Source organism: Desulfonatronovibrio magnus, from assembly GCF_000934755.1.
In the GTDB taxonomy this organism is placed as follows: Bacteria; Desulfobacterota; Desulfovibrionia; order Desulfovibrionales; family Desulfonatronovibrionaceae; genus Desulfonatronovibrio; species Desulfonatronovibrio magnus.
Map to the genome: position 1 here is coordinate 1 of NZ_JYNP01000144.1, position 1,658 is coordinate 1,658.

Sequence of the window (1,658 nt, forward strand, 5' to 3'; positions counted from 1 at the left end):
ACAGTAAGAACGAGGATATACCAGCTGGGGTAGAGGCAAGGCTTAAGGGTTTAAACAAATCCCTGCTTAAAGACGGCCAGCCTTTGAAGCACGGACAGGAAACAGTTAATGAGCTGAAGGTAAGGCTGGATGGGTTTATAGGTGGTACTTTGCCGCTGATTAAGAGACTTGGTGGGGTTAAGTGAGTGTTACCTACCCCAAAGCAAACACAGTCACCATAGGCTACGACCCTACAGAGGACTGAATGTTTCTGATCCTCTACCTGCAGGACGGCAATACCAAAAAAGCCTACATATCAAGAAGGCTGCTGGGTATGCTTCTGAAGTCTATGGGTGACAAGCTGACCAGTACCAGCCCTACTGCCTCCAGAACACCTGATTCTGCGGAGGTAATGCAGATGGAGCATATAGCTGCTGTGGTCAATAGAAAGCTTGGTGAAATACCAAAAACAGCACAGCCTGACAGTGCAAAGCCTTACTACGCCACAGTGGTTCAGCTTGAAACCCAAGGCGACTCACTTATACTGGGGTTCAAATCTAGTAGATGTAGAACCCATAGCCGGACTTGCACTAAAACGCACAGAAGCACACCAGATTTTACGGATGCTCAGGGATCAATCTGATAAAGCGGGGTGGGGCTTGGAGCAGCCTGCTGAATGGATGCGGCCTATGGAGTATGGGAGGGGTGGGGATTAAGACATTTCTGAAAGTATTTCTTTTATCCTCTTACCCGAAACATCAGACTGGTCCAGCTTAGAATATATGGTAACCAGAATAATCTGATCTCTGGTTTTCAGATAGTATATACAACGGTATCCGGACCTTTTCCCTTTCTGAATATCAGTATTTTGTATCCGGACCTTGAAAATTGCTAAGTGGACACCAGGAATCTGATCACCAGGTAGCTCCCCATCTTCCAGACTATCGATTAGAGGCTGAAGATCAGCCTTGATGGACCGATATTTTTTAGCCAGGGCCCTGAGATTTCTTTTGAATTCAAAGGTAAAAGATACTTCAGGCATCTATTCCTTTCCAAAGTTCTGATACTGGCCTGGTATTTCCTTCTACAACATCTCGCATACCCTGCTTAAAGCTTTCATCCGCTGGCTTTAATACACCCATACGAAACCCTCTGACAATTTCCAGCAATGCAGGAAGATATTCTTCTGGAGTAATATCTACTTCCCGATATATCTGCTCTGTGCATGATGATTTGTTCATATCCCTCCTTGGCTTACGCTGAAGCATAAGTGCTTTTACTGGAATAAGCAATATTCTGTCTTAATCTAAGCAGTCAAGCCATAATTTCCATTTTAAGCCCTCCTACGTCCACTCTAAACGCTTCCATCCACTTCCCTTAGCAATGACCACAAGCCAGACGCTCAGATAAACTGAGATCAATTTCCATCCAAAACAGCCATTTCCAACAAAACGCTCAAAATTGCCCTTCTAAGCGCTTTGACATGCTTCTGCATATCTGAAGTCACTTTTTACCCTTGATTGAAGAAACGGGGACATTATGTTGCCAGTTTGGTTATGTTGCCAGTATTCCGCAATATCCAGCCCCACCCCGCCTGTTTTTTCTTTACGTTTTGAGTTTTAATGTACCCCGCATACCCCGCCCTTTTCATGTAGGTTTCAGCATATTATAATCAGTCC

At 44.6% G+C, this 1,658-nt stretch carries 4 protein-coding genes; 2 read left to right on the forward strand and 2 right to left on the reverse strand.

What is annotated here, in order from left to right:
* A partial coding sequence (locus LZ23_RS24685) for a hypothetical protein (protein ID WP_045214464.1) occupies positions 1-185 on the forward strand: 185 nt, incomplete at its 5' end.
* Positions 186-244: 59 nt separating this feature from the next.
* Positions 245-622: a hypothetical protein gene (locus LZ23_RS11855; RefSeq protein ID WP_045214466.1), complete on the forward strand. Its 378-nt coding sequence runs from the start codon at positions 245-247 to the stop codon at positions 620-622.
* Positions 623-691: 69 nt separating this feature from the next.
* Here the strand turns inward: LZ23_RS11855 and LZ23_RS11860 are convergent, their stop codons facing one another.
* Positions 692-1,021 (reverse strand): addiction module antitoxin, encoded by a 330-nt coding sequence (locus LZ23_RS11860; protein ID WP_045214468.1) that lies wholly within the window; start codon positions 1,019-1,021, stop codon positions 692-694.
* Entirely contained in the window at positions 1,014-1,220 is a 207-nt protein-coding gene (locus tag LZ23_RS11865; protein ID WP_198145983.1) for a hypothetical protein, read from the reverse strand. The genes LZ23_RS11860 and LZ23_RS11865 overlap by 8 nt, the downstream gene beginning before the upstream one ends.
* Between the last annotated feature and the right edge of the window lie 438 nt (positions 1,221-1,658).

What these genes read in the sequence shown, in the direction of transcription:
- LZ23_RS11855 (WP_045214466.1), top strand. Translation starts at nt 245, where the DNA reads ATGTTTCTGATCCTCTACCTGCAGGACGGCAATACCAAAAAAGCCTAC.
- LZ23_RS11860 (WP_045214468.1), bottom strand. Translation starts at nt 1,021, where the DNA reads ATGCCTGAAGTATCTTTTACCTTTGAATTCAAAAGAAATCTCAGGGCC.
- LZ23_RS11865 (WP_198145983.1), bottom strand. Translation starts at nt 1,220, where the DNA reads ATGAACAAATCATCATGCACAGAGCAGATATATCGGGAAGTAGATATT.